We start from the raw sequence: 23,774 nt of genomic DNA, 5'->3' as shown, positions 1-23,774 counted from the left end.
TAAGCCTCCGCCCTGCGGCGCGTGCATCGGCCCTCCGGGCGGCGCCGCACCCCCGAGCGCTCCGCCCGCGGGCGCTACATCTGCTTGAAGAAGGCCTCCGCCGTGTGCAGGAAGAGGTCGTTCGCCTCGGGCTCGCCGATCGTGACCCGCAGGCCCTCGCCCACGAAGGGCCGGACCACCACACCGGCCTTCTCGCAGGCCGCCGCGAAGTCGGCGGTACGCTCGCCCAGCCGCATCCACACGAAGTTCGCCTGCGTGTCCGGCACCGTCCAGCCCTGGCCGAGCAGCGCCTCGTGAACGCGGTCCCGCTCGCACACCAGCGCACCGACCCGGCCCATCAGCTCGTCCTCGGCACGCAGCGAGGCGACCGCCGCGTCCTGGGCCAGCTGGCTGACGCCGAACGGCACCGCCGTCTTGCGCAGCGCCGCGGCCACCCGCTCGTGCGCCACCGCGAAGCCGACGCGCAGGCCGGCCAGGCCGTACGCCTTGGAGAACGTGCGCAGCACGCACACGTTGGGGCGGTCGCGGTAGAGCTCGATGCCGTCGGGCACCTCGGTGTCGCGGACGAACTCGCGGTACGCCTCGTCGAGGACCACCAGGATGTCCGACGGCACCCGGTCCAGGAAGCGCTCCAGCTCGGCGCGGCGCACCGCCGTGCCGGTGGGGTTGTTCGGGTTGCAGACGAAGATCAGGCGGGTCCGCTCCGTGATCGCCTCGTACATCGCGTCGAGGTCGTGCACGTCCCCGTCGGTCAGGGGCACCTGCACGGACGTCGCGCCCGAGATCTGCGTGATGATCGGGTAGGCCTCGAAGGACCGCCAGGCGTACACGACCTCGTCACCGGGACCGGCGGTCGACTGGATCAGAGACTGGGCCACGCCGACGGAGCCGGTGCCGGTGGCGATGTGGTCGACCGGGACGCCGAACCGCTCGGCGAGCTCGTTCACCAGGTCGGTGCACGCCATGTCGGGGTAGCGGTTGAACCGGCCGGCGGCGACCACCGCGCTCTCCAGCACGCCCGGCAGCGGCGGGTAGGGGTTCTCGTTCGAGGACAGCTTGTACGCGACGGCGCCGCCTGCGGCGGCGGGCTTGCCCGGCTTGTAGGTCGGAATGCCGTCCAGCTCGGCGCGCAGCTTCGGGCTCTTCTCGCTCACCTGGGGTCCTCCTCGACCATCCCGTCCGACGTCGCCGTCGACTCAATACTGCTCACCTTATGAGGATTCCGCCGTCCCGAAAATGGCCGCGCCTGGATTGCGGGGGAGCGCACGCATATATGCGTGCGCCGGTGGCCTGCGCCGTGGCGCGCATCCCTCGTACAGGTGAGTTGGTGCAGCGCGCGGGCGCGTCCGTTTTGGCATGCCCGTACCCGACGACAAAGGCCCAGCTCACCCCACGCGGACAAATGCCTTTGTTTCCATGGTCATTGAACGGTTAGAACCATGCAGAAACGTGCCTGTCAACGCGTGCATATGCACCCGGCCCCCCTGCCGTACCGCGCCCTACTATCGGCTCGCCATGACAGCAGCAGGGAAGCACCAGGTGAGCCGGACCGAGACCACCCGGCGGGCCGCCGGCCGACAGGGCCGGGCCGGCATCAGGGACGTGGCCGCCGCAGCGGGCGTCTCGATCACGACCGTCTCCGACGCGCTCAATGGCAAGGGGCGGCTGCCGGACGCCACCCGCCGCCACGTCCGCGAGGTCGCCGACCGGCTGGGCTACCGCCCATCCGCCGCCGCCCGCACCCTCCGTACCGGCAAGTCCGGCCTCATCGGCCTGACCGTGACCACGTACGGGGATGAACCTTTCACCTTCACCGAGTTCGCCTACTTCGCAGAGATGGCCAGAGCCGCCACCTCCGCCGCGCTCGCCCGCGGCTACGCCCTCGTCATCCTCCCCGCCACCTCCCGGCACGACGTGTGGTCCAACGTCGCCCTCGACGGCACCGTCGTGATCGACCCCTCGGACCACGACCCCGTCGTCAGCGAGCTCGTACGCCAGGGCCTCCCGGTGGTCTCGGACGGCCGCCCCGCCGGCACCCTGCCCGTCACCGCCTGGGTGGACAACGACCACGAGGCGGCCGTCCTCAACCTCCTCGACCACCTCGCCGCCGCCGGCGCCCGCCGCATCGGGCTGCTGACCGGCACCACCACGGACACCTACACCCGGCTCTCCACCACCGCCTACCTCAACTGGTGCCAGCGCACCGGCCAGGACCCCGTCTACGAGTCCTACCCCGCCCACGACCCGTGCGCCGGCGCCGTCGCGGCCGACCGCCTGCTCGCCCGCCCCGACCGCCCCGACGCCGTCTACGGGCTCTTCGACCCCAACGGGACCGACCTGCTGGCCGCCGCCCGCCGCTACGGGCTGCGGGTCCCCGAGGACCTGCTCCTCGTGTGCTGCAGCGAGTCCACCGTGTACGCCAACACCGAGCCGCCGATCACGACGCTCTCCCTCAAGCCGCGCCGTATCGGCACCGCAGTGGTGCAGCTCCTCATCGACGCCATCGAGGGCGTCCACACCGGCGGGCCCGTCGAGCAGGTCGTCCCCACGGAGCTGATCGTCCGCACGTCGTCGCAGCGCAGGAGGCCCCGGACCACGGTCAGTGCGCCCAGGTCACCGGCCCAGGACTGACCGCCGCTCCTCCCTGCAGGCGGGGCCGGGGGCCCCGCCGCGCAATTCGACAGTGCCGATTTCGGGAGAAAGCGGCAGGAACGATCGGTTCCGCACAGGATTCACCACCCCTGGTGCGTCACACAGCGCGAGCCGCATTCCTATGATGGGCGCACGACATCACGGATCCTCCGACCCGGAGGCCAGGGGGATCCGCAGGTGTACGGCAGCGCGACGGTGGTGGAGGGGTCGATGACTCAGGGGGCCGGTCAGGGACCCGCGATGCGGACGGAGACGCTGCGGGACTTCCGGGTGCCGGTCGACGAGTCCCATCCGTACGGCGCGCCCGCAGGACGTCCCGAGGATGCACCCGTCTACGGCGAGTACCCCGCCTACTACGGCGAGCCCGCGCCGGGATCCGCGCCGCCCCCGCCCCCGCCCGCGCCACCGGCGCACGCCCCCGCCCCGCCGCCGGCCCCGGCCCCGCCGCCGGCCCCGGCCGTGCCGCCGGCCCCGGCCGTGCCGCCGGCCGGCGGGGCGCCCGCGCAGGGCAGCGGCCACGCCGACTACACGCCCACCCAGCGCGACCTGCCGGTCATCACCCGCGCGGCCGTCGGCGGCCCGGGTGACACCGTCCAGGTCCAGTACGCCCCCCAGGACTCCCCGACCGGGCCCGGGCCGCTCTACGTCGTCGGCGACGTCCACGGCTACCTCGACGAGCTCGTCGCCGAGCTGCAGGCGCAGGGCCTCATCGACGCCGACCGGCGCTGGTCCGCAGGCAACGCCCGCCTGTGGTTCCTCGGCGACTTCACCGACCGCGGGCCCGACGGCATCGGCGTGATCGACCTGGTCATGCGGCTCTCCGCCGAGGCCGCCGCCGCCGGCGGCTACTGCAAGGCCCTCATGGGCAACCACGAGCTGCTGCTCATCGGCGCCAAACGGTTCGGCGACACTCCCGTCGCCTCGGGCGCCGGCACCGCGACGTTCCAGGCGGCCTGGCTGCTCAACGGCGGCCAGCGCACCGACATGGAGCGCCTGGAGGACGTCCACCTCCAGTGGATGTCGCGGCTGGACGCCGCCGTCCTCGAGGACGGCCACCTGCTGCTGCACTCGGACACGACCGCATACCTCGACTACGGCGACTCCGTCGAGGACGTCAACGACACCATCCACGAGCTGCTCAACCGGAACGACGCCGACATCACCTGGGACCTGTTCCGCAAGTTCACCAAGCGGTTCGCCTTCCGCGACGAGGAGACGGGCCCCCAGGCGGTCCGCGAGCTCCTCTCCACCTACGGGGGCAGCCGCATCGTGCACGGCCACAGCCCCATCCCGTACCTGCTCGGCGAGGTCGGCACCGAGGACGGCGACGAGTCCCGCGGCCCCGAGGTGCACGGCCCCCACGTGTACGCGGACGGGCTCGCCATCGCGATGGACGGCGGCGTCACCATGGCCGGCAAGCTCCTGGTGCAGCAACTGCCGCTCGCCGACTGACGCTTGTCACGAGCGGGGCAATTCGCGAAACCCCCTGTCACGGCGCGGCATGGGCCCTCTACCATCGCTCTGTCCGTAGCAGGCTCTCCTCCGTCTGCGCCGGCTGACCCCGAATCCACGCGGGGAAACCGGCCGCCACGGAACATCGGGGGATGCACATGAACAGCGCTCCGCACCTGCTGGCCGAGGACCGCCCCGAATTCGACCGGCTCCTCGACGAGGCGCTGCGCACCGCACACGAGCGGCCCGAGCTCGCCGCGCTCGGCGAGCGGCTGAGCGCCGGACAACTGCGGGCCATGGCGGTCGGGGCCAGCGCCCTGCTGACCGCCGCGGCAGCGGCCGAGTACGACCGCTTCGTACAGGTGCGCGATGCACGACGCACGGAGATCCGCTCGACGCCGCGGTCGGGAGGCTCCGGGGACGCCCCGGAGGAGAGCGGCGCCGGGCTCAGCGCCGTCGTCGCGGTCCTGGCGCCGGTCCTCGCAGCCGCCGCCATGCTCATCTTCCTGCTGGTCGGCTACGTCCTGAAGGCGATCGAGCCCGAACCCGCCCTCGCGGACACCCTGCTGACGGCGGGGTGGTTCTTCGGGGCACTGACGGCGGTCACCCTGCTCGGCGCGGTCGTCGGGCTGCTGGTGACGGCCCTGCGGAACCGGGCGACGGAGGTCGTGGCAGGGGACGAGGACCGGGCCGCGCCCGACGAGGTCTCCCTGGCCCGCGAGGCCTGGCGGCAGGCGCTGCTGGAGCGGGGCATCCTGCCGTTCCTGCGGGACGCCCTGGCCGCCCCCGGCGCGGGGCCGGAGCATGCCGCGCCCGGCACGCCGACGGCCGGGCGCATCCCCGATCTGGGATACACCCGGCCCGACTTCAGCAGTCCGCGGTCCCCTGCGCAGGGGGCGCGGCCCGGCTACACCGCTCCGGACTTCAGCGGCCCGGAGTTCGGCAGTCCGGGGTTCGGCAGCGCGAGCCGCGAGCCGCTCTGACGGAGCGGAGCTGCTCTAGTTCACGTCTGCCGGACGGAGGTTCATGTCCTGCGGTGAGAGGGACTTGTTCGCGAACCGGGCGAGGCCGTTGGCCCCGGCGGCCGGCTGCGGGTCCGCCGCCGTCCACACCTCGTTGCAGGTGAGAGCGTCCGGTGTGCCCGGGTTGATGGTGCAGCTCGTCTCGTAGATCTCCCCGCCGGTGGTCAGCACCTCGATGTTGACGATGTTGGCCTGTGAGGAGACCGACACGGCGCAGGCGTCCGTCGGGTACGTCTCGCCGGTGTCCGTCAGGTCGTACCAGCGCCACGGGGTGGGGGCAGGCGTCAGGTCGCGGATGCCGGCGTAGGTGACCGTGTCGGCGAGCACCGCCTTGACCTCGCGGGCCGCCGCAGGCCGGACGGCGTCCACGTCGAAGCACTGGCCGCTGGCGCCCTGGGGGCCGGTGGCGCCCGTCGGGCCCGTCGCACCGGTCGCACCGGTCGCACCGGTGGCTCCGGTACCGGCCGGTCCCGTCGGACCTGTCGGACCCGTCGGCCCGGTGGCGCCCGTCTTGCCCTTGGGACCGCGCGGACCGGTGGGCCCGACCTTGCACTTGTCACCGCCCGCGGGCTGGGCAGAGACCGCCGGCGGGTCCGTCGCCTTGTTCGCCGTCGCAAGGTCGCAGTGGTCGCCGGTGTCCGACACCACCGCGCCGGAGGGCTGCGGGGCTCCCACGGCGGCAGGGGCGGCGACGGCCGCACCCATGACCAGCGCCAGGGAGGCGAAGGTGCCGCCGGCCAGCCAGCCCGCCCGGCGGGGCAGCGGCCCCAGCGACGATCGGGTCCTGTCCTCAGAACTCATGTAGCGCTCCTCCTGCACATGGGATCGAATGCCTTCCCGAAGCCCTCACGCGAACGCGGACTCCGCGAGGAGACACTCTGTGCAGGCCCCTCCGCCGCCGCAGCCCGGCTCGCCCGCCGGTCATTAAAACGGACGAGCACAAAGGGCCACTTGGCCGCGGGCGGGGCAGCCGCCCGGGGCCGCCGTCCGGCGTGCCGCCCCGTGGAGGCGGTGGCACGTCCCTAGGGTCGGCGGCCGTGAAGCCGACCATCTGCCTCTGCATGATCGTGAAGAACGAGTCCGCCGTCATCGAGCGCTGCCTGGACTCCGTGCGGGACCTCGTCGACACCTGGGTCATCTCCGACACGGGGTCGACGGACGGCACCCAGGACCTCATCCGCAAGGCGCTGCACGGCATCCCGGGCGAGCTGCACGAGGAGCCCTGGACCGACTTCGGCCACAACCGCAGCCTCAACATCGCGCACGCCCGCGGCAAGGCCGACTACCTCCTGCTCCTCGACGCCGACCTCGTCCTGCGGCGCAACGGCCCGCTGCCCGAACTCACGGCGCAGTCGTACATGCTGCGCCACGAGGGCCCGACGGAGTACCGGATCAAACGGCTGGTCCGCGGCGACCTGCCGTGGCGCTACGAGGGGGCCACTCACGAGTACCTGACCTGCGACCGCCCCGGCGAGTACGAGGACCGCCCGGGCGTGCAGGAGAACCTGGACGCGCTCTCCATCGTGGACCACGCGGACGGCGGCTCTCGCCACGACAAGTTCGAGCGGGACGCCCGGCTGCTCGGGGCCGAGCTGGAGCGGGACCCCTCCAACACGCGGGCGGTCTTCTACCTCGCCCAGACGATGCGGGACATGGGGGAGACCGCCGAGGCCATCCGGCTCTACGAGCAGCGCGCCGCCATGGGCGGCTGGGAGGAGGAGGTCTATTACGCCCTGCTCCAGTCCGGCGTCCTGCGCGCCGAGTCCGGTGACTGGCCCGGCGCGATGGACGCCCTCACCCGGGCCTGGGAAACCCGGCCGACCCGGTTGGAGGCCTGCTACGAACTGGCCGCGCGGCTTCGGGTGCAGGGCCGCCACCACGCCGCACACGCGGTCACCACCGCGGTCCTGGACCGGCCGGCCCCGCCGGACCTGCTGTTCGTGCACCCCTGGGTGTACCGCTGGGGACTGCTCTTCGAGCACTCCATCACGGCGTACTGGGTCGGCGACATGGACGCCTCGCTGCGCGCCTGCGACCGCCTGCTGGCGCTACCCGACCTGCCGGAGGTCTACCGCCGGCAGACCGAGGCGAACCGCGGCTTCGCGCTGGCGGGCGGCGGCTCTCCTGATCCTGTTTCACGTGAAACATCGCCCCGGCAGCCGACCGGGGTCTGAGCCGCCTCACCCGGGTCGCCCGACCGGCGGCCCCGGGGACCGCCGGGACGACGGCGCGGGGCAGGCCCGCGGCTCCCCCCCATGGGTCGCGGGTCCGCCCCGTCGGTCCGGCGGGGGTCAGTCCGCGAGCGGGAGGTACACCCTGTTGCCGCTCGCCGCGAACTCGGCGGACTTCTCGGCCATGCCCGCCTGGATCTCCTCGGCCTTCAGGTCTCCGCCGTGCTCGCGGCGGATGTCCTGCGAGATCTTCATCGAGCAGAACTTAACTAGAAGTGCCACATGCTAGATTGCTGGCTCCGTTCCGTCAGGAAGCAGAGTGGGGCCAGTGGCCACGAGAGACGAGGTAGTCAGCAAGCTGCGCGGGGTGCCGGCCGAGGTGCCGAGCGTGCCCGAGGTCATGGCGATGCTCGCCGCGAACCCGAAGATGAGGTGCGTGGTCTGCTACGCCCGCATCTCGTTCGACGGCCGAGCCAAGGACGCACACGGCATCGAGGACCAGCACCGCGAGCTTGGCGAGAAGGCCAACGGCTTCGAATGGCTGGTGGTCTACCGGTACACCGACAACGACAAGAGCGCGAGCAAGGAAGAAGTCGTGCGCGACGACTTCGAGCAGATGCTCACGGACCTCACGGCGGGCCGGACGCCGGAGGGCTACCCCATCCACGGTGTCATGGCGATCAACGATGACCGGCTCTACCGGCGCCCGGGGGACTGGGAAAGGTACCTCCGCGCCTTCACGGCCCACCCCGATCGGGTCTACTACGACTCCAACGGACACCAGGACCTGTACGCCGAGGGCTTCGAGGTCAAGGGACTGGTGGGGGTGGCCATGTCCCTCGCCGAGACGCGGAAGAAGCAGCGCCGAAGCCGCACCAGCCACCGCAACCGCGCGATCCGCGGACAGTCGGTGTCCGCGTGGCGGCCGTTCGGCTGGGACGACGACAAGGTATCGCTCCGGCCGGCGGAGGCCGACGCCATCCGGAAGGCGGTCAAAGACGTGCTCGCAGGGGCGTCCCTCAGCGAGGTGACGGCCCAGTGGAAGGAAGCCGGGTTCACCACCAGCCGGGGTAACGCGTTCCAGTACGCCACCGTGAAGCAGGTGCTGCTGAACGCCCGGCTCTGCGGATACCGCGAGATCGTCGGAGAACTGGTGCGCGACGAGGACGGGCAACCGGTCGTCGGCGAGTGGGAGGCGATCGTCACGCCGAAGGAGTGGTTCGCCGTGGTCGCCACCATCAGGGAGCGAGGCCGGGGCAAGGGCCAGTCACCCGGCGGTGTCGTCCACAAGTACCTGCTGACAGGTGTGCTCCGGTGCGGCGCCGTTCGGGAGGACGGTACGGCCTGCAACAACAAGATGACCGGCGTGAAGGCAAACGACTGGGTCAGCTACAGCCACGGGTACCTGTGCAAGAAGACCGTAGATGGCGGCTGCAACAAGACGTACAAGCGCGGCGACGAGACGGACAAGCACGTCTCGACCCTTGTCAGGGCCAAGCTCAAGCGGGATGCCGCCGCAGCCGCCAAGGACGTGCCGGAGTGGACCCGGGACGAGGAGTTGGAATCGGCTGTGGCCCGCCGCCGCGCTCTTGAGCAGCGCTGGCAGACGGGCCAGATTGATGACGAGACGTTCTTCCGCAATCTCTCGCCGATGGACCAGTTGGTGAAGGAGCTGCGGGCCGACCAGGCCAAGCACCTCGCGATGGTCGCGGCAGCCGAGGCTGCGACGGCCGACATAGATACGGAGTGGGAGGCGAAGACGCTGACGCAGAAGCGGGAGATGATCCAGAATGCGTTGCTCGCCGTGATAGCCGAGCCGGGTGGAAAGGGCCGGAAGCCGTTCGACGTGACGCAGCTCAGGCCGGTGTGGCGGTCGGCTTCCGCGTAAGGGTGACGCCGAGGATGTCCCCGATCCGGCGAAGCTGAGCGTCCCCGAGCGGGGGCGCGTCGCAGACGCACCGTTCGATCCAGGCGTCCACCTTGGCTTCGTCACAGGTGAGCGTCTGAGCTGCGCAGCTCATGCCCATACCTCCCCTTCGGTCTTGGCCCGTTCCTTGTCGGCGCGGGCTTGGTTGATTTCGTGGCGTGTCTGGTTGGCGAGGAGTTCTTCGCCGGGGCGGTAGCCGGAGGCGAGGTAGGCCCAGGAGGACTCGGTGACGAGCACGGTGTCCGGGCCGGGGGCGGGGTGGCCGGAGCGCGCGCGGGCGGCCTCTGCCTGAGCAGTGCGCCAGGCGCGGCGGACATCGCGGAGTGCGCCGAGGGTGGTGAAGTAGGCGCGGGACTTGGTGGAGAAGTGGCCGCGGAAGCCGAGCATGTGTGCCCACTTGCAGAGCTTGAGGTCTGCGAATTCGGACAGGCCGCCCAGGTCCCAGGCGGTACGGATCATCTGCCGGACGTGGCTCTGTACCCGAAGGTTCTTGATCGGCTCTGCCTGGCGGGTGCCGTGGCAGTCGGGGCACAGGTCGCGGATCGTGCCGCCGACAGTGCCACGGCCGGAGCAGGTACGGCAGACCATCGTCCGGTCCACGGTGCCGGAGTCCTCAGCGCTCTTCGTGGCGTACTTCGCGACGTACCCGGCAACAGCGACGTCGGTGAGTTCGCCGTCACCGAGTGCGGTGATCTCCCGGACATCGAACTTCCTGCCCCAGCGGATCTCATGGTCCCCCACCGTGTCGGAGACCACCGCGAGCGCGGTTGCTTCGACGGCAGTCCCGATGGCTTCGTTGAGGGCGGCCACGGTGGCGAAGGCCGGCGGGGCGCTGGTGTGTCCGTCGGGGCCATCGAAGCGCACGACCGCGTGGAAGTGGACCAAGCCCCGCTGCTGATACTCGGCGACCTTCGCGAAGGAGACCCGCAGCACCTCTTTCATGGCCTTCTGCGTCATGTGCAGATGCGCGGCCAGCGCCCGGCGCAGGTTGAGGGTGAAGCGTGCCCACAGCGCGCCCGCGTGGGCGTTCCACAGCACGGCCCCCGTGTAGTCGTACGTCTTCGGGTCGAGTGGGGTACCAACCTCTGGGGCGCCCTCGGGGTGCCAGGTTCCGCAGCGGCAGGGGTAGGGCTTGCCGGTGTTGGTGGTGGGGCGGTTGTGGACCGGGCCGAAGGAGGGGGCGGTGAGGGTGAGGAACACGCGGGGGTGCGTGCGGACGGTTTCGGGGACGTTCTTGCCGCCGCACAGTCCGGCGCGGACGAGGTGGAACGTGTCGGCGGCGTGGCCCCCTGAACATGCCCGACCCCAACCCAAACAGGACACCGGCCAAAGCCGCTCCGGCCGACCGCGATGCACAGGTGCGGCAGTCATCGCCAACTGCCAAAGCAGGAACGGAGTTGACGCACGCGAGTTCCAGCGCGGAGGGGGTGTGCCGGGGCTCATGTAGGAGGCGCCGATCAGGCGTTCGGATGAGCGGGGGACGGGGCCGGAGGACGGACCCCCGTCAGGTCCTCCGCATGTCGGCTATCGCCATCCCATCGCACCGCCGAAGGCGAGCCTGAGCATTCTGAGATCCCTTGGTCAAGGCCCGCCGCCCGTCGCGTGTCAGCGGTACCTTCGCGTCAGAAGCGTGGTCTCAGATCGGGGTGGTGGGTGTGAGCGGGTACATCGAGGAGCAAGAGCGAATCGGACAGCGGGTACGGCGTCAGCGGCTCTCCGTCGGGATGACTCAGGCCGATCTCGCCGCAGCGCTCGGGCGGACTCAGGGCTGGGTGTCCAAGCTGGAGAAGGGCCGGATCGAGCTGGACCGGGCCGGGCTGATCAACGCCGTGGCCGCCGCCCTGCACTGCCACCCAAACACCCTGATCGAGCGCCCCTACACAGGCGGCGGAGCCGAGACCAAGTGGCAGGTCTCGGCAGCCTCGATCCTGCGGGAACTGCGCCGCTACGACCTGACGCCCGTCTTCGACGGTACCCCGCGCCCGTCCGAGGTGCTGTGGCAGGACATGAAGCGTCTGCTCCGCCTGCGGGACGCGGCGGCGAACGGCGCTGTGCTGGCCGAGCTGCCGGACATGCTGCGGGAGGCCCGCGCCCTCGCCGAGGTGTCCACCGGCCATGAGCGTGAAGAGGCGTTCGCGATCTACGCGGTGGCATGCAAGTTCGCGCACACCGCCGCCCACGCCCTCGGACACCCCGAGCTGGTCGCCATGGCTTGCGAGCGGGCGACGTGGTCGGCGCAGCTCTCCGGCGACCCGGTGATGCCCGCAATGGCGCTCTGGATGCGGATGTGGGACACATGGGCCTCCGCCGACTGGGACGACGCGCTCGCCCTCGGGGACAAGGCCCTCGCCGGCATCGAGACGGAATACGAAGCCGGTGACCCACTCGCCCTGCGCATGTGGGGCGCCCTGCACCTGCGGGCCGCGATCTCCTGCGCCCGGGCAGGGAACCCAGCCGGGTCGGACGAACGCATCGCCCTGGCCCGGACCGCGGGCGAGCGGGTCAACTCCTACGTCGGACCCGAGATCCATGATCGGCACTCGGTCACGTTCAGCCTCGGCAACGTCATCATCCACAGCGTCAGTGCCGCCCTGGAGATGAGCGACCAGACGAAGGCGCTTCGCCTCAACCGTGAGGCGGACCCCGCACACATTTCGGTTCTGCCGAACTCCCGTCTCGGGCACCACCACATGGACCTGGCCCGCGCGTGGCTGTGGGACGGCAACCGGGACCAGGCCCTGACCGAGCTGGAGACCGCCGAGCGCATCGCCCCCCAGCTCGTCCGCAATCACCCCGTCGCTCGGGCGACTCTACGGAAGATCGTCTATGCCGAGCGGGTCGCTACCCGCCAGCGGCTGCGGGGCATGACCGGACGTTTTTCGCTGGATTGATCTGCGGGTATTCCACAGAATCATATTCGTGGGTAGCGGGCTGCATACGGTCCGCTACATGACCTCTACGCGTCGCACTGACCATGACCGCGTACGACGGCAGGCAGACGATACTGACCCCCGCTGGCCCCTGCGCGGCGATCTCGCGTACGACACCGCCACCTCCCGCACGGGTGTGGTCATAGACGTCCCCAACGACACCGGCACCACGGTCTACCGCCTGTGTCCCGAGGGCGGCGGCGTCGCGGGCTGGTCCGCCAGTCTCGACACCCTCGTGCCTGCCGAGGACGCGGCCCCACAGTCCATCCCCCGCCGGCCGCCCGCCAACGAGCCCCAGGGTCAGCCGGAGTACGCGCCCTGGGACGCATCCAGCAGTCCCGACCCCAGTCCGGGCCTGCGGGCCCGTGCCGAGCGGGGCATGGAGCGATTTTCGAAGTCGGCCGACGAGGACGACCAGGCCGGGAGTACCGCATGAGCCGCCTGCCTCGCTGGCTGCACGAGGGTGCCCGGGTCCTGGACCCCGCCGAAGACCGCGAGGGGATCGTGCAGTTCATCGGCGAGTGGGTCGATCCCACCACACGGAGGGCCATCCCCCGCGCGATCTTCTTGCGGCCCGAGGGCGGCGGCCGGGAATGGGTCGTAGCCGACCATCAGGCCCTACGCGAGGCGGACCCCCGATGAACGCCCGCCCAGGGGAGTTACCGCCGCCCGGCTGGGGCATGATCGCCTCCCTCCTCTTGATCGGTCTCGCTGGTCCCGCCATCGTCCTCAGCGGCCAGGTCCTGAACCTGGACCAGTCGGCGAGTACACCCCCTCCGGCCACCGTGCCGGACGTCGAACCGCCCTCGTAGGCGACCCACAAGCTCCCCGCCCTGGTGGTCGCGCAGGCACCACCCGGGTGGGGGCACCACTCCGCCCGCCCCTTCCCGCGCCAGCCGGGCGGAGCACGGCGCCGGGGGTTCTGATCCCCCATGCACCCCCGGCGCCATCCACACACCACTCGCTCACACCGAGAGGAGCACGATGCACAGTGCCTTACGGCTCGCGACCGTCCCCCGGTCCGTGATCATGCAGCCGACCACGCAGTGCCTCCCCATGGACTGCACGTATTGCTACCTGCCGTTCCGGAAGATGAAGAACCTGATGCCGGTGGCCGTCGCCGAGGCCGTGGCCACGTCCGTCAACCCGTGGGCTGCCGACGATCCGGCGTTCGAGGTGGTGTGGCACGGCGGCGAGCCGCTGGCCACCGGCCGCGAGCACCTGACGGCCCTCATGGCCCCATTCAGGGGCGTGAAGCACTCCGTGCAGACGAACGCCGCACTCATAGATGACGCATGGTGCGCGTTCCTGCTGGAGCACGACGTGCACGTGGGCGTCAGCATCGACGGCCCCGCGGACATGAACACCCACCGCATCACCCTCGCCGGCCACCCGGGATTCCGCGTCACCATGCGGGGAATCGAGCGACTACGGCACCACGGCATCCCCTACTCCGCCATCGCTGTGGTCTCCGATCCCGACCCGGCCGACGCCGCCCGCTTCTACGAGTTCTTCGCCGAGCTGGGCGTGACCACCCTCGGCGTCAACGTCGAAGAGGAAGAGGGAGTCAACACCGGCTCCAAGGACGCCGACCCCGTGCGGGCGTCCGAGTTCTGGGCGGCCCTCACGGATGCCTGGCACGGTAACCCCGTCATACGGCTGCGCGAGGTGCAGCGCGTACTCAACTTCGCCGGTGCCGTCCTACAGGGCCACGAGACCGCCCCCATGCCCGCGTCCTCGCCGTGGGATCCGCTGCCGACCGTCGCCCATGACGGCGGCGTGGTCATGCTCTCCCCGGAGCTGGCCGGGTTCACCGACCCTCGGTTCGGTGACTTCACCACCGGCAACGTGCTCAAGGACGACTTGGACGTTCTGGTAGCCGAAGCCGAGGAGCGCACCCCCTGGATCACTGAGTTCTGGGACGGCGTGGACGCCTGCCGTGCCACCTGCCCCACCTTCGCCTTCTGCGGAGGTGCACACCCCGCGAACCGGTACTTCGAGCACGGGGGCCGCATGGACGGCACCCGTACCTCGTACTGCACCACCTCGAAGATCGCCCTACTTGAAGGAGTGACGCGACATGTCCGCACACACCGCCCCTGACGCCACCACGCTCGTGATGGACTCGGCACCGGGATTCACGTCTCTGCTGGAGGCCGCCGGCACCGCCGCCATCGCGCGCTGGGGAAACACCTGGAGCAACGCCGACTTCGAGAACTACCTGTCCGCGACCACGTTCGACAACCGGCCGACGTGGGACAACCCCACCCCCGTGTTCGACAACAGGCCCACCTGGGACAACTGGAAGAACAAGTAGCGCCGCCCACACCGAACGGGGCGGCCCTGTCAGCCGCGCAGGGCCGCCCCGGCACCACCAAGGAGGAGCACACCATGGCCACCCGCACCTTCGGCCACGTCACCGTCACCACGCCCGACCTGGACGAGCCCGGCCTATACCTCTCGACCGTCGACACCCTCGACAGCCCGCGCGGCGCCCTCCAGGACTTCACGTTCGGTGACGCCGACCTGCGGGCGCTTGGCCTTGCAGATACCCAGCTCGTCACCGGCCGCATCACGGGCCTGCGCTCCAAGCGGGTCGAGTTCGAGGCCTTGAACCTGCACGGGGTGGAAATCACCGGCAGCGACCTCGGGGCGGTCCGCTGGAACGAGAGCAAGCTGACCCGCACGCTCGTCCGCGACTGCAAGCTGATGGGGGCCGCCCTGGACGGCCTGGTGCTCGATGACGTGCTGTTCGAAGGCTGCAAATTCGACTACGCGACCTTCGAAAAGGTCCGAGCAACGGGGCCCGTCGCGTTCGCCGGCTGCACCTTCACCGAGGCCACATTCACCGACTGCGACCTGTCCGACGTCGTGTTCTCCGAATGCACGTTCAGGCTCACCGAGTTCGGCACCGGTCGCTACCGGGACACCGACCTGCGCGGCAACGATCTCTCGACAATCCGCGGCGTCTCCAACCTGTCCAAGATCCGCATCGGGCACGTCCAGCAGAGCGACATCGCCCAGGCCCTCGTGAACGAACTCGACATGACCCTCGGCGACGACTGAGCCAGGAGGACCAGTGCCCTTACACGTAGCCTTCACCGACCGGGGCGGCTTGCGGGGGCGGTGCGACGTCGCTGCGGTCCGCACCGTCATCGGGGATCCCGCCTTCGAAGACGGGGCGGTCGTACCGTCCGGGCTGTGGCAGCCGCTCAGCGAGTCTGCCGCCCAAGCGCTGAACGCCCCGCCGTGGACCCCGCCGAGCACGCTGGTGGAGATCGTCCGGCCGCCAGCACCGAACGGCGGGAAGCTGGAAGACCTGGCACAGCAGATAGGCGACGAACAGGCCCAGTACCTGGGTCAGGCCCTCGCCAAGCCCGACATGATCACCACCACCGAGAACTACCAGGACGGCCGCCTCATCGGCCTCCATCTCGACAACTGGGACAAGCTCAATTACGGGCAGAAGACGACCGGCCGACGCCGCCTCGCCCTCAATCTGGGCCCCGGAACCCGGTACATCCTTCTGGGCGCCCTCGACGCCCAAGCCGTCTGCCGGGCAGTCCACCCCGAGGACTATGCGTACCGCTGCCCCAGCACGGACGACTACCGCGCCCACGTCGCCGCAGGGCACCCCATCCGATGCATCCGGATCCGACTTGCACCCGGCGAGGGCTACATCGCCCCCACGGAGTACCTGCTACACGACGGCTCCACCGATAACCAGGACCAGCCGTCGGCCATGGCCTTCTGGCTCGGCCGCTGGCAGCGCGGCACCCTGCCGTCCCTCGTCTGATCGCGACGCCGCCACCTCGGTCACATCGACCCCGCGCGGGTGGACTACCGCTTCAGGTCGTCTGGCCTGGGGCGCCGGCCGGAGGGGCTGACACACATGGTCCCGGTTCGAAGTGGCGGAACCGGGGACCATGTGCTGAAGGACGATCTATCGTCTGAAGATCAGTCCACAGAACAAACGAAGGCTGACCGACGACTCCCCCCGGATGCCGTCGGTCAGCCCTATTTACGCAGGTCAGTCAGCCAGCGGCAGGTACACACGGTTACCCGAGGCCGCGAACTCCTTCGACTTCTCCAGCATCCCGGCCTCGACCTCCTCCGGAGTGGCGTCCGCTTCACCGCCGAACTGCTCTGTGATGCTTCTGCTGATCTTCATCGAGCAGAACTTCGGACCGCACATGGAGCAGAAGTGCGCGGTCTTGGCCGGCTCGGCCGGGAGGGTCTCGTCGTGGAACTCGCGCGCCGTGTCCGGGTCGAGGGCCAGGTTGAACTGGTCCTCCCACCGGAACTCGAACCGCGCGTCCGACAGGGCGTCGTCCCACTCCTGGGCGCCCGGGTGGCCCTTGGCCAGGTCGGCCGCATGGGCCGCGATCTTGTACGTGATGACGCCCGTCTTGACGTCGTCGCGGTTGGGCAGCCCCAGGTGCTCCTTGGGCGTGACGTAGCAGAGCATGGCCGTGCCCCACCAGGCGATCATCGCGGCGCCGATGCCCGAGGTGATGTGGTCGTAGGCCGGTGCCACGTCCGTGGTCAGCGGGCCGAGCGTGTAGAACGGCGCCTCCTCGCAGATCTCCTGCTGGAGGTCGATGTTCTCCTTGATCTTGTGCATCGGTACGTGCCCGGGACCCTCGATCATGGTCTGCACGTTGTGGCGCTTGGCGATCGTGTTCAGCTCGCCGAGCGTCTTGAGCTCCGCGAACTGCGCCGCGTCATTGGCATCCGCGATGGAACCGGGGCGCAGGCCGTCACCGAGCGAGTAGGTGACGTCATACGCCGCGAGGATCTCGCAGAGCTCCTCGAAGTTCGTGTAGAGGAAGTTCTCCTTGTGGTGCGCCAGGCACCACGCCGCCATGATCGAGCCGCCGCGGGAGACGATGCCGGTCTTGCGGCGGGCGGTCAGCGGGACGTACGGCAGCAGCACGCCGGCGTGGACCGTCATGTAGTCGACGCCCTGCTCGGCCTGCTCGATGACCGTGTCCTTGTAGATCTCCCAGGTCAGCTCCTCGGCCTTGCCGTCGACCTTTTCCAGCGCCTGGTAGAGCGGCACGGTGCCGATCGGCACGGGGGAGTTGCGCAGCACCCACTCGCGCGTGGTGTGGATGTTGCGGCCGGTGGAGAGGTCCATCACCGTGTCGGCGCCCCAGCGGGTGGCCCAGGTCATCTTCTCGACCTCCTCCTCGATGGAGGAGGTGACGGCGGAGTTGCCGATGTTGGCGTTGACCTTCACCAGGAACCGCTTGCCGATGATCATCGGCTCGATCTCCGGGTGGTTCACGTTGGCCGGCAGCACGGCCCGGCCCGCCGCGATCTCCTCGCGCACGACCTCGGGGGAGACGTTCTCGCGGATCGCGACGTACTCCATCTCCGGGGTGACCTCGCCGCGGCGCGCGTACGCGAGCTGCGTGACTGCCTGGCCTCCGCGGCCCCGTCGGGGCAGGCGCGGGCGGCCGGGGAACACCGCGTCGAGGTTCTTGAGGCCCCCGCGCGGCGACGTGTGCTTGATGCCGTCGTCCTCGGGGCGCACCGGGCGGCCCGCGTACTCCTCCGTGTCGCCGCGGCCGATGATCCAGTTCTCGCGCAGCGGCGGCAGCCCGCGGCGCACGTCCGTCTCGATCTGCGGGTCGGTGTACGGCCCGGACGTGTCGTAGAGCGTCACGTCCTTGCCGTTGGTGAGGTGGACCTGGCGAACCGGCACGCGGATGTCGGGGCGGGAGCCCGCGACATAACCCTTGTGCCAGCCCGGCTGGCGCTCGGTCTGGCCGTCGGCGTCCCGGCCGGCGGCAGGCGTGCGTGCGTCCTGAATGGTCATGAGACCTGATCTCCCTACGCCGGCATTACCCGGTAACAGGTTCGGCGGTCGGCGCAGCCTCCTCCCGTACGCATGTCCGCGCGTACGGTGATCAGCGCCCTCTCAGCCCGGTGCTCCGAGCTCCCGCGTTGTGCAAAGGTGCCCCCACGCTAGCGTCATCTGTGGCGTGCTGAACAGTGGGCCCCCTCATCTCTTGCGATGATCAGCCGGTGACGCCCTCGACGATGCCCTCCGGCGAGCCCACCGATCCGCACGAGCCCCCGCCCTCGGACGGCCGCGCGCCGAACGGCCGCGGCCGCTCCCCCGAACCGGGCCACTCCCACGGCCACGGGCACGTGCACAGCCACGCGCACGGGCCGGCGGCGCCCGTCTCGAAGCACCTGCGCAAGGTCATCGCGGCCGTGCTGATCCCGTTCGCCGCCGCCGTGTTCGTCGGCATGGCCGTGCTCTGGCCGAACGGCGCTCCCGCGCACGAGCGCTCCGGGGTGGGCTTCGACCGCCAGACGGAGCAGGCGCGCGTGGTCGCGGTGGAGAGGGTCGACTGCAAATCGGTGAACGCCTCCCAGGTGCCGCCGACCGGCGACACCTCCACGCCGTCGGGTCGCGAGGCGGTCGCCGGGCAGAACGGTTCCTGCAAGAAGGCCACGGTCGAGGTCGGCACCGGGCCCGACAAGGGACGGACCTTCTTCGAGATCGTCCAGCCGGGCGCGCCGCGCCAGTTGGCCGAGGGGCAGGAGGTCGTCGTGGCGTACGCGCCGGACGCGCCCCGCGACCTCCAGTACTCGGTCATCGACGTCAACCGCAAGCTGCCGCTGGCCGTGCTCGCCGGCCTCTTCGCGCTGGTCGTGGTCCTGGTGGGCCGTATGCGCGGGCTGTTCGCGCTGATCTCGCTCGCCATCAGCTTCACCGTGCTGACGCTGTTCATCCTGCCGGCGATCCTGCAGGGCGCCAATCCGCTGCTCGTGGCGGTCATCGGGGCCAGTGCGATCATGCTGGTCGCCCTCTACATGTGCCACGGCCTGACCGCCCGGACCTCGGTCGCGGTTCTGGGCACGCTCGTGTCCCTGCTGCTGATCGGCCTGCTGGGCTCGGTGTTCATCGACTGGGCGTTCCTCAGCGGCAACACCGACGACAACACCGGGCTGATCCACGGCCTCTACCCGGAGATCGACATGAGCGGCCTGCTGCTCGCAGGCGTCATCATCGGATCGCTGGGCGTGCTCGATGATGTGACGGTCACACAGACGTCGGCGGTGTGGGAACTCCACCAGGCGGACCCGTCGATGGGGCCGCGGGCCGTCTACCTGGCGGCCATTCGCATCGGCCGGGACCACATCGCGTCGGTGGTCAACACGCTGGTCCTGGCCTACGCGGGCGCGGCGCTGCCGCTGCTGCTGCTGTTCTCGATCGCGAACAGCAGCATGGGGTCGGTGGCGAACAGCGAGCTCGTCGCGGAGGAGATCGTACGGACCCTGGTGGGGTCGATCGGCCTGGTGGCCTCGGTCCCCGTGACGACAGCCCTGGCGGCGCTGGTCGTCTCCGCGGACCGGCCCGGCTCCCAGGCCGCCGGCGGCGCCCCCGCGGCGGGCCGGGGCGGGCGGGGGCGCCGGCGCAAGCGCTGATCCGGCCGCGGCACTAGCCCGCGTTCTGCTCGTTCTGCCGCGCCTCGGACAGGATCCGGTCGAGGGCCTCTTCCAGGCTCCCTTCGAAGTCGCCGAGGCTGCGCTCCTGGCCGAGCGGAACGATCCGGTCGGTGCGGTCGAGGAAGGCCACGAGCGGGGCGGCGCCGGCCCGGAACAGCGCCCGGTCGCTGCCGACCTGGAGCCGGATGTGGACGTCCGACAACTCGTCGGGGGAGGTGGGGGCGACGTGCACATCTCCCTCGCCGCACGGCTTGTTGATGCCGTCGAGGAGGAGTTCCCGCCCGAATGCCCAGGTCACCGGCGCATCCCCGGGAAGGTGGAAGGTCAGGCGCACCGCATACGGGTCGCCGGCGTCATACCGGAGCTCCACCGGGATCCGGAACGAGAGCTCCTCGGAAACGAGGAAGCTCATCATGACCTCTGCCTGAACCGATTCGCGCATTGCCTACCCCGCTGTCGTGGAAGTGGCCAGGAATGACCCCCCGAGACCCTCTTGACAAGGGTGGTGGAAGCTGTCGCGGATCACAAGGAGTGAGTTTTCAGATACTGATAGAGAACGAGAGGGTGCTCAACAGCGCGCCTACTTCACTCCGTAGTCGTGCGACTACACACGGCAACTTCTCCGCCTGGTGCAAGGGGAGAGAAATCGCCATGGTCGCCGCGGTGTCCCCCGCGGTGATCGGGATGGCCGCGCACACCGTGCCCAGCGCGTACTCCTGGTGCTCCGTCACCGGCTGCATGCGGCCCAGCGATCCGATGCGCTGCTCCAGCGCGCGCTGGTCCCGCACCGTGTACGGCGTGATGGCCTCGACGGGGTGCCGGTCGTAGTAGTCCCGGCGGGTCTCCTCGTCCAACTGGGCCAGCAGGCACTGCCCGATCGCGTGGGCGTGGCCGGTGGCGCGGAAGTCCGCCCACTCCTCCACCGCCGGGTCGGAGGGCGTGTCCGAGACGCCCACCACCTCGATCTCCCCGTCCCGGAACACCGCGAAGTACACCGGGGCGCCGACCGCGTCGCGGAAGTGGGCCAGCGAGTCGAGAATCATGCTGCGACGTTTCTGCTGCACCCCGCCGCCGGCCAGCCGTCCGGCCGCGGCCCCGAGGACGAACACGCCGCCCTCGCGGCGCAGGTATCCCTCGTAGGTGAGCGTGCGCAGCAGGTGGTATGCGGTGGGCAGCGGGAGGCCGGCCTCACGCGCGAGCTGCTTCGCCGGGGCTCCCCCGCTGTGGGAGCCCGCTGCTTCGAGCAGCCGCAGCGCCCGCTGCACCGAACCGATCAGCGTGGACACACCGGCATTGTGAACCGGAGACACAGCTCACCCCCAGGCCTGGCGGCGGGCCAGAGGGCCCGCCCTGCGGGGGCCGCCCCCGCCACACGCCGCGGGTCCTGGGGGTCATGCTCGGGCCATGAGTGGCGTAGCCGCAGGTCACAGCGGTGCTTTCGGCGTTCGCTCCCAGGAGCGGCACAGGCGCGACTCTATCCACCGTCGCGCGCGCCGTGAGCTTCCGCATGCCCCACGTTCCCCCACTCGGGTTAACCTCGGCGGACCCTGCAGCCGCTCCGCCGCAGCGGCGCCGCCCGTCGCTACCAGTCGCGCGAGGAGGACTTCGTGCTGCTCCCGCCGAACTTCTTCACCAGGAAGACCAGTCCGCCGACGAGCGCCACGAACAGCAGCAGCTTGAAGGCGAACCCGATCAGGGCACCGAGGATGCTTGTGATGACGCCGCCGAAGACGAACAGCACCAGAAGGGGGATCGCAACCCACTTCACCCACCAGGGCATGCCGGCGAACGTTTCTCGGATGCCGTCCATGGCTCGACCTCTTCCTCTACCGCCCGCGTGTCCGCGTGCGCGTCGCATGTCGTCGTACGGTCGTGTTTCCTGACTCGATGCTAGGAGGCCGAGGACGCCGACGGGGGCCCGCGAGCCCCCGGAGTCCCCTGATCCGGCCCTTAGGGGACTCCGGGGGCCGCCCCGGAGCCGGACCCTCCGCGGGCCCGGTGCCGCGCGGTCAGGCCTCCGGCGGGGAGAACACCACCAGCACCTTCAGGTCCTCGCTGATGTGGTGGAACTTGTGCGGGACCCCGGCCGGCACGTAGACGACACTCCCCCGGGCCACCGTCGTCGTCTCCTCCCCGACCGTGATCGAGGCGCGGCCGCTCACGACGAAGTACACCTCGTCCTGGCGGTGCGGCTGCTGCGGGTCGCTCTGGCCGGCGTCGAGCGCGTACAGGCCGACCGACATGTTCGGCTCGCGCAGGAACTGCAGGTAGGCGCCGTCGTTCGCGAGGCGCTCCGCCTCGAGCTCGTCCAGCCGGAAGGCCTTCATCGTCGTTGTGCCCCTCGTGTTCTCGTGTCCCGGCATCAGCGGATCCGCCGATGTCCCACCGGGATCTTCTCTGCCACGATCAGACACATGACGAATTTCGTAGTCAAGACGCTGGCGAACGCCGCCGCCCTCGCCGTGGCCATCTGGCTGGTCTCCGGCATCACGCTGGACGACCACTCCAGCTCCCTGGGGCACAGGACGCTGACCCTGGTGCTGGTCGCCCTGGTCTTCGGACTGGTCAACCTCATCGTCAAGCCGGTCGTGAAGTTGCTGTCGCTGCCGCTCTTCGTCCTCACCCTGGGCCTGTTCACGCTCGTCGTGAACGCCCTCATGCTGCTCCTGACGTCCTGGCTGGCCAAGCAGCTCGACCTCAGCTTCCACGTCGATGGCTTCTGGAGCGCCCTGCTCGGCGGCCTGATCATCTCCGTCGTGTCGTGGGCCGTGAACCTGGCCCTGCCCGACAAGGACTGACCGGCCGCAGGGCCCGCCCACCGTGAAGGAGCACACCGCATGAACGGGAACGACCGCACCGGGGGCCGGGCCTCCGCGCCCACCGCGGCGGGGGAGGGCACCCGCGCCGTGCGGGCAGGCCTTCCGGAGCCGGTGAAGAACGAGCCGCCGCTGCCCGGCCCCGTCTTCGCCGCCCACTTCCACCTCCCCGGGGAGGTGGAGGGCCCGTACACCTACGGACGGGACACCAATCCCACCTGGACCCTGCTGGAGCAGGCCATCGGCGAACTGGAGGCCCCCGGCGCGGACGGCGCGCAGACCGTGGTCTTCGCCTCCGGCATGGCCGCCGTCTCCGCCGTCCTCCTCTCCCAGGCCCGGGCCGGCGACACCGTCGTCCTGCCCGACGACGGCTACCAGGCGCTGCCCCTGGTCCGCGAGCAGCTCGCGGCCTACGGGGTCCGCGTCCGCACAGCCCCCACCGGCGGCGACGCCCAGCTCGCCGCCCTCGACGGTGCCCGGCTGCTGTGGATCGAGACGCCCTCCAATCCCGGACTGGACGTCTGCGACGTACGGCGCCTGGCCGAGGCGGCACGGGCGGGCGGCACCCTGGTGGCCGTCGACAACACGCTCGCCACCCCGCTCGGGCAGCGGCCGCTGGAGTTGGGCGCCGACTTCTCCGTGGCCAGCGGCACCAAGGGGCTGACCGGCCACGGCGATGTCCTGCTCGGCTACGTCGTCTGCCGCGACCCCGGACTCGCAGCAGGCATCCGGCGCTGGCGCAAGGTCATCGGCTCCATCCCGGGCCCCATGGAGGCCTGGCTCGCCCACCGCTCCCTGGCCACCCTCCAGCTGCGCACCCGCCGCCAGTGGTCCAACGCCCTGGCCGTCGCCGAGGCGCTGACCGGGCGGGCCGAGGTCACCGGTCTCCGCCACCCGGGACTGCCCGGCGACCCCTCGCACGCCACGGCCGCACGCCAGATGCAGGGCTTCGGCTCCGTCGTCTCCTTCACGCTGCCCGACCGGGCCCACGCCGAGCGGTTCATGGCGGCGCTGCGCCTGGTCGAGGACGCGACGAGCTTCGGCGGTGTCCGGTCCACTGCGGAACGGCGGCGCAGGTGGGGCGGCGACGCCGTCCCGGAGGGCTTCATCCGCTTCTCCGCCGGCATCGAGGACGAGGACGACCTGGTCGCGGACGTGCTGGGGGCCCTCGACGACGCGGCCGCGGCCGGTCCCTGAGCAGGCGCGGAAGGCGGTCCGAGCCTCCCCCCTCCTGGCTCGGACCGCCTCCGGGTTCCACGCAAGAACCACGCGTCCCAGGCTAGTTGACCGTGCGTCAGAGTCCAATCACCGTAGCGACAGGGGCCTATCGGCATATT

General features: G+C 70.5%; 25 protein-coding genes. 16 read left to right on the top strand and 9 right to left on the bottom strand.

The genetic code is table 11. The annotated features are described in order from the left end of the window. Window positions 1-74: 74 nt before the first annotated feature. Complete coding sequence (hisC, locus tag MUK52_RS16430; RefSeq protein ID WP_284577464.1) at window positions 75-1,154, bottom strand: histidinol-phosphate transaminase; 1,080 nt, start codon at window positions 1,152-1,154, stop codon at window positions 75-77. Between the two features lie 361 nt (window positions 1,155-1,515). Here hisC and MUK52_RS16425 point away from each other — a divergent pair, with 361 nt between their 5' ends. The 3 genes from MUK52_RS16425 (at window position 1,516) to MUK52_RS16415 (ending at window position 5,087) form a co-directional block, all read left to right on the top strand. Continuing rightward, a complete protein-coding gene (locus MUK52_RS16425; protein WP_114058301.1) occupies window positions 1,516-2,631 on the top strand; it encodes a LacI family DNA-binding transcriptional regulator in 1,116 nt (371 codons plus the stop codon). Window positions 2,632-2,892: 261 nt separating this feature from the next. Continuing rightward, on the top strand, window positions 2,893-4,104 hold the full coding sequence (locus tag MUK52_RS16420) for a metallophosphoesterase (protein WP_502963575.1): 1,212 nt from the start codon (window positions 2,893-2,895) through the stop codon (window positions 4,102-4,104). A 152-nt stretch (window positions 4,105-4,256) separates the two neighbouring features. After that, complete coding sequence (locus MUK52_RS16415; RefSeq protein WP_114058302.1) at window positions 4,257-5,087, top strand: hypothetical protein; 831 nt, start codon at window positions 4,257-4,259, stop codon at window positions 5,085-5,087. Window positions 5,088-5,102: 15 nt separating this feature from the next. Here the strand turns inward: MUK52_RS16415 and MUK52_RS16410 are convergent, their stop codons facing one another. Next, window positions 5,103-5,927 carry a hypothetical protein gene (locus tag MUK52_RS16410; protein WP_162793319.1) on the bottom strand — a complete coding sequence of 275 codons (825 nt, stop codon included), beginning with the start codon at window positions 5,925-5,927 and terminating at the stop codon, window positions 5,103-5,105. A 236-nt stretch (window positions 5,928-6,163) separates the two neighbouring features. On the opposite strand from MUK52_RS16410, the gene MUK52_RS16405 reads away from it, so the two are divergent. Next, window positions 6,164-7,300, top strand: a complete 1,137-nt coding sequence (locus MUK52_RS16405) for a glycosyltransferase (RefSeq protein WP_246042749.1) — start codon at window positions 6,164-6,166, stop codon at window positions 7,298-7,300. Window positions 7,301-7,417: 117 nt separating this feature from the next. Here MUK52_RS16405 and MUK52_RS16400 read toward each other — a convergent pair whose 3' ends face one another. Then, window positions 7,418-7,552: a hypothetical protein gene (locus tag MUK52_RS16400; protein ID WP_281277964.1), complete on the bottom strand. Its 135-nt coding sequence runs from the start codon at window positions 7,550-7,552 to the stop codon at window positions 7,418-7,420. A 73-nt stretch (window positions 7,553-7,625) separates the two neighbouring features. On the opposite strand from MUK52_RS16400, the gene MUK52_RS16395 reads away from it, so the two are divergent. Beyond that, window positions 7,626-9,185, top strand: a complete 1,560-nt coding sequence (locus tag MUK52_RS16395) for a recombinase family protein (RefSeq protein WP_246042750.1) — start codon at window positions 7,626-7,628, stop codon at window positions 9,183-9,185. 129 nt (window positions 9,186-9,314) lie between these two features. Here the strand turns inward: MUK52_RS16395 and MUK52_RS16390 are convergent, their stop codons facing one another. Further along, window positions 9,315-10,538, bottom strand: a complete 1,224-nt coding sequence (locus MUK52_RS16390) for a replication initiator (RefSeq protein ID WP_284577457.1) — start codon at window positions 10,536-10,538, stop codon at window positions 9,315-9,317. A 341-nt stretch (window positions 10,539-10,879) separates the two neighbouring features. On the opposite strand from MUK52_RS16390, the gene MUK52_RS16385 reads away from it, so the two are divergent. The 8 genes from MUK52_RS16385 to MUK52_RS16350 all read left to right on the top strand — a co-directional run bounded on the left by MUK52_RS16385 (window position 10,880) and on the right by MUK52_RS16350 (window position 15,950). Then, on the top strand, window positions 10,880-12,115 hold the full coding sequence (locus MUK52_RS16385) for a helix-turn-helix domain-containing protein (protein WP_114058303.1): 1,236 nt from the start codon (window positions 10,880-10,882) through the stop codon (window positions 12,113-12,115). 58 nt (window positions 12,116-12,173) lie between these two features. After that, complete coding sequence (locus tag MUK52_RS16380) at window positions 12,174-12,590, top strand: hypothetical protein (RefSeq protein WP_284577454.1); 417 nt, start codon at window positions 12,174-12,176, stop codon at window positions 12,588-12,590. Further along, window positions 12,587-12,796 (top strand): hypothetical protein, encoded by a 210-nt coding sequence (locus MUK52_RS16375; protein WP_114058305.1) that lies wholly within the window; start codon window positions 12,587-12,589, stop codon window positions 12,794-12,796. Before MUK52_RS16380 ends, MUK52_RS16375 begins: the two co-directional genes overlap by 4 nt. Continuing rightward, window positions 12,793-12,966: a hypothetical protein gene (locus MUK52_RS16370; RefSeq protein WP_162793321.1), complete on the top strand. Its 174-nt coding sequence runs from the start codon at window positions 12,793-12,795 to the stop codon at window positions 12,964-12,966. Before MUK52_RS16375 ends, MUK52_RS16370 begins: the two co-directional genes overlap by 4 nt. A 172-nt stretch (window positions 12,967-13,138) precedes the next feature. Then, a complete protein-coding gene (amcB, locus tag MUK52_RS16365; RefSeq protein WP_114058306.1) occupies window positions 13,139-14,257 on the top strand; it encodes a cyclophane-forming radical SAM peptide maturase AmcB in 1,119 nt (372 codons plus the stop codon). Next, window positions 14,235-14,471 (top strand): multiple cyclophane-containing RiPP AmcA, encoded by a 237-nt coding sequence (gene amcA / locus MUK52_RS16360; protein ID WP_114058307.1) that lies wholly within the window; start codon window positions 14,235-14,237, stop codon window positions 14,469-14,471. Before amcB ends, amcA begins: the two co-directional genes overlap by 23 nt. Window positions 14,472-14,545: 74 nt before the next feature. Next, window positions 14,546-15,220: a pentapeptide repeat-containing protein gene (locus MUK52_RS16355; RefSeq protein ID WP_284577448.1), complete on the top strand. Its 675-nt coding sequence runs from the start codon at window positions 14,546-14,548 to the stop codon at window positions 15,218-15,220. Window positions 15,221-15,233: 13 nt separating this feature from the next. Further along, window positions 15,234-15,950 carry a hypothetical protein gene (locus MUK52_RS16350; protein WP_114058309.1) on the top strand — a complete coding sequence of 239 codons (717 nt, stop codon included), beginning with the start codon at window positions 15,234-15,236 and terminating at the stop codon, window positions 15,948-15,950. A 234-nt stretch (window positions 15,951-16,184) separates the two neighbouring features. Here the strand turns inward: MUK52_RS16350 and thiC are convergent, their stop codons facing one another. Then, window positions 16,185-17,978, bottom strand: coding sequence for a phosphomethylpyrimidine synthase ThiC (gene thiC / locus MUK52_RS16345; protein ID WP_284577446.1), 1,794 nt, complete (start codon window positions 17,976-17,978; stop codon window positions 16,185-16,187). 224 nt (window positions 17,979-18,202) lie between these two features. Here thiC and MUK52_RS16340 point away from each other — a divergent pair, with 224 nt between their 5' ends. Continuing rightward, the gene (locus tag MUK52_RS16340; protein WP_502963625.1) at window positions 18,203-19,600 is read left to right on the top strand and encodes a YibE/F family protein; all 1,398 of its coding nucleotides are present in this window, start codon (window positions 18,203-18,205) and stop codon (window positions 19,598-19,600) included. A 13-nt stretch (window positions 19,601-19,613) separates the two neighbouring features. On the opposite strand, the gene MUK52_RS16335 is transcribed toward MUK52_RS16340, so the two are convergent. The 4 genes from MUK52_RS16335 to MUK52_RS16320 all read right to left on the bottom strand — a co-directional run bounded on the left by MUK52_RS16335 (window position 19,614) and on the right by MUK52_RS16320 (window position 21,948). Beyond that, window positions 19,614-20,063, bottom strand: coding sequence for an SsgA family sporulation/cell division regulator (locus MUK52_RS16335; protein WP_114058312.1), 450 nt, complete (start codon window positions 20,061-20,063; stop codon window positions 19,614-19,616). 97 nt (window positions 20,064-20,160) lie between these two features. Beyond that, window positions 20,161-20,907, bottom strand: a complete 747-nt coding sequence (locus MUK52_RS16330) for an IclR family transcriptional regulator (protein ID WP_246042752.1) — start codon at window positions 20,905-20,907, stop codon at window positions 20,161-20,163. 296 nt (window positions 20,908-21,203) lie between these two features. Beyond that, window positions 21,204-21,431: a DUF5326 family protein gene (locus MUK52_RS16325; RefSeq protein WP_114058314.1), complete on the bottom strand. Its 228-nt coding sequence runs from the start codon at window positions 21,429-21,431 to the stop codon at window positions 21,204-21,206. Window positions 21,432-21,630: 199 nt separating this feature from the next. Then, a complete protein-coding gene (locus MUK52_RS16320) occupies window positions 21,631-21,948 on the bottom strand; it encodes a cupin domain-containing protein (RefSeq protein ID WP_114058315.1) in 318 nt (105 codons plus the stop codon). 87 nt (window positions 21,949-22,035) lie between these two features. Here MUK52_RS16320 and MUK52_RS16315 point away from each other — a divergent pair, with 87 nt between their 5' ends. Then, window positions 22,036-22,419 carry a phage holin family protein gene (locus MUK52_RS16315; protein WP_114058316.1) on the top strand — a complete coding sequence of 128 codons (384 nt, stop codon included), beginning with the start codon at window positions 22,036-22,038 and terminating at the stop codon, window positions 22,417-22,419. 39 nt (window positions 22,420-22,458) lie between these two features. Continuing rightward, complete coding sequence (locus MUK52_RS16310) at window positions 22,459-23,634, top strand: cystathionine gamma-lyase (RefSeq protein WP_284577437.1); 1,176 nt, start codon at window positions 22,459-22,461, stop codon at window positions 23,632-23,634. Window positions 23,635-23,774 lie beyond the last annotated feature (140 nt).

Origin of the sequence: Streptomyces sp. 2P-4 (assembly GCF_030167965.1) — a bacterium.
Classification (GTDB): domain Bacteria; phylum Actinomycetota; class Actinomycetes; order Streptomycetales; family Streptomycetaceae; genus Streptomyces; species Streptomyces globosus_A.
Note: the sequence above shows the minus strand (reverse complement) of the source record. Positions and strands in the feature narration are given on the sequence as shown.